We start from the raw sequence: 2,961 nt of genomic DNA, 5'->3' as shown, positions 1-2,961 counted from the left end.
AGCTCCACCGCGGCCTTCGCGTCAGACGCGCCGGCGGCGAGCTGGGCGGCGGCGTGGCGGGCCGCGGAGGTGGCGCTCTCCGACTCCAGCAGCAGGTCGGCGGCCATGTGCTTGATCGCCTGATAGCTGCCGATGGCCCGGCCGAACTGGATGCGCGACTTGGCGTAGTCGAGGGTGAACTCCAGCACCCGCCGACCGCCCCCCGCCTGTTCGCCGGCCAGCGCGATGCGGGCGAGGTCGAGCGCTTCCTCGACGGCGTCCCACGCCGGCCGCTTCGAGGCGATGCGCCGGGCCGGCGCGCCATCGAAGGTTATGTCCGCAAGCCGCAGGGTGTGGTCGAAGGTGGGCAGCGGCTTCACCGTCACGCCGGCGGGCTCGACTTGGAAGACGGCGAGCCCCGCGTCTGTGTTGGCGGCGACGAGCAGCAGGTCGGCGACCTGGCCGTGGGTGACGAAGCTGGCCTGGCCGTCGAGGCGCCAGGCCTCGCCGTCGGCGCGCGCCTGGACGGCGACGGCATGCGGTGTCCAGGTCCCGCGCGGGCCGGTCAGGGCGGCGGTGGCGATGAGGGAGCCGTCGGCGATGGCCGGCAGCAGGCGCGCGTTGGTATCCGCATCGCCCAGCGCCTGCAGCAGGCCGGCCGCCAGCACGCCGCTGGAGAGCAGGGGCGAGCAGAGGAGGGCGGCGCCGACCTCTTCCATCACCAGCTCGAGTTCGAGGGGGCCGGCGCCCGCGCCGCCGTATTCCGGATCGACCATGACGCCGACGGCGCCGATCTCCGCCAGCGCCTTCCACACCTCGGGATCGTAGCCCGCCTCGGTCTCCATGACCCGGCGCACGTCGGCCTCCGTGCTGCGGTCGGCGAGCAGCCGGCGGACCGAGTCCTGGAAGGCGAGGCGCTCCTGCGCCGTCAGCGTTCCCATGCGTCACTCCCTTCCCGCCTTCTTGCACGCGAGGCGGGTTCCCTCACAAAGCCTCAGCGGCCGGAGCCGCGCAAGGTTGACGTCGGGGCGGGTCCGAGTTGCCGAACGCCGTCAGCCAGGGTCTTCTGTGTGGCCAAACCGCCGCGCGAGCCGGCGGACGAGAAGCGGGAGTGACAGCGTGACGGATCAGAGGGCGCCCATCGTGGCGGAGGTGGACGCGGTCGTGGTCGGCGCCGGCTTCGGCGGCCTCTACATGGTCCACCGGCTGCGCCAGCTCGGGATGAGCATCCAGGGGTTCGATGCGGCCGGCGGGGTCGGCGGCACCTGGTACTGGAACCGCTATCCGGGCGCGCGCTGCGACATCCAGAGCCTGTTCTACTCCTACACCTGGTCGGAGGAGGTGCAGCAGGAGTGGCGCTGGAGCGAGAAGTACGCCGCCCAGCCCGAGATCCTGGCCTACGCCAACTACGTCGCCGACAAGTACGACCTGAAGCGCCCATTCGCTTTCGAGACGAAGGTCAAGTCCGCCGCCTGGGACGCCGGCGCCCGCCGCTGGCGGGTGACGACCAACCGTGGCGACGACGTCTCGGCGCGGTTCTGCATCATGGCCACCGGCTGCCTGTCCGTGCCCCGCGCGCCGGAAATCCCCGGCCAGGACAGCTTCGAGGGGGCGAGCTTCCACACCGGGACGTGGCCGCACGAGCCGGTCAGCTTCAAGGGCAAGATCGTCGCCGTGATCGGCACCGGCTCGTCGGCCATCCAGTCGATCACCGAGATCGCCAAGGAGGCGGAGCGCCTCTACGTCTTCCAACGCACCCCCAACTTCAGCGTCCCGGCCCGCAACGGACCTCTCACAGACAGGCACTACGCCGCCTTCTGGGAGCAGTACCCGGCCTATCGGCAGATGGTGCTGGACGGAACGGCTGGGATCGCCGGCGGCAGCCCGATGCGCAGCCTCACCGCCGAGCAGCAGCGGGCCAGGTTCGAGGAGCTGTGGAACATCGGCGGCGCCGGCTACCTCGGCGCCCTGGCGGACCTGTTGACCAATCCCATCGCAAACGACGCGGCGGCCAACTTCGTGCGGGAGAAGATCCGCGAGACCGTGAAGGACCCGGAAGTCGCCGAGGCCCTGCTGCCGGACGACCATCCCATCGGCGCCAAGCGGATCTGCGTCGACACCGGCTACTACGAGGTCTTCAACCAGGACAACGTCACCCTGGTGAACCTGCGCAAGGCGCCCATCGAGGCGATCACCCGGGCCGGCGTGCGGACGACGGCGCAGGAATATCCGGTGGACGCGATCGTCTACGCGACCGGCTTCGACGCCATGACCGGCGCGCTGCTGAACGTGGACATCCGCGGCGAGGGCGGGTCCAGCCTGGCGGAGGCCTGGCGCGACGGGCCGAAGACCTACCTCGGTCTGCAGGTGGCGGGTTTCCCCAACTTCTTCACCGTCACCGGCCCGGGCAGCCCCTCGGTGCTGTCGAACATGATCAGCAGCTGCGAGCAGCACGTGGACTGGATCGGCGACTGCCTGGCCTGGCTGGAGGCGAACGGCGTGGAGGTCATCGAGGCCGACCCGCAGGCCCAGGAGGACTGGGTCGCCAAGGTCAACGAGGCCGCCGACAAGACCCTCTTTCCCAAGGCCAACAGCTGGTACATCGGCGCCAACATTCCCGGGAAACCGCGGGTCTTCATGCCCTACGTCGGCGGCCACTACCGGCAGATCTGCAACCAGGTCGCGGCCGAGGGCTACCGCGGCTTCAGGCTCGAGCGGCGCGAGGCGGTGGCGGCGGAGTAGCGCTGTCAGACGACTGGCTTGTCGTTCCCGGGTGTAGCGGGCAGGCCGGTCGGGTTGTCCGGATCCGGATAGACCGGCGTATCCTCGGGAGGAGGCTGCTGCGGCATCTCCGGAGGTATGGCGGGCGGGTTCGGGTCGCCGGGCGGCTGGGTGTTCATCGGGGCGCTCCTTCAGAGGCCAAACGGATAAGTCTCCGCGGCGCCGCGGCGCTCGCGGGTCGGCAGCGGGGTGACCGCGTTG

Annotated in this window: 3 protein-coding genes; 1 reads left to right on the top strand and 2 read right to left on the bottom strand. The window is 70.7% G+C overall.

Annotated elements, in window-relative coordinates:
* Positions 1–920 (bottom strand): acyl-CoA dehydrogenase family protein (locus VHK87_RS07305; protein ID WP_329634242.1); only part of this gene is annotated, 920 nt, incomplete at its 3' end.
* Between the two features lie 178 nt (positions 921–1,098).
* Here VHK87_RS07305 and VHK87_RS07300 point away from each other — a divergent pair.
* Positions 1,099–2,721, top strand: a complete 1,623-nt coding sequence (locus VHK87_RS07300) for an NAD(P)/FAD-dependent oxidoreductase (RefSeq protein ID WP_329634241.1) — start codon at positions 1,099–1,101, stop codon at positions 2,719–2,721.
* Positions 2,722–2,726: 5 nt separating this feature from the next.
* On the opposite strand, the gene VHK87_RS07295 is transcribed toward VHK87_RS07300, so the two are convergent.
* Positions 2,727–2,879 carry a hypothetical protein gene (locus VHK87_RS07295; RefSeq protein ID WP_329634240.1) on the bottom strand — a complete coding sequence of 51 codons (153 nt, stop codon included), beginning with the start codon at positions 2,877–2,879 and terminating at the stop codon, positions 2,727–2,729.
* Between the last annotated feature and the right edge of the window lie 82 nt (positions 2,880–2,961).

Origin of the sequence: Phenylobacterium sp. (assembly GCF_036263695.1) — a bacterium.
GTDB lineage: Bacteria > Pseudomonadota > Alphaproteobacteria > Caulobacterales > Caulobacteraceae > Phenylobacterium.
Note: the sequence above shows the minus strand (reverse complement) of the source record. Positions and strands in the feature narration are given on the sequence as shown.

Bases quoted from the DNA above. Each gene is read 5' to 3' on its own strand.
- VHK87_RS07295 (WP_329634240.1), bottom strand. From the start codon at position 2,879: ATGAACACCCAGCCGCCCGGCGACCCGAACCCGCCCGCCATACCTCCG.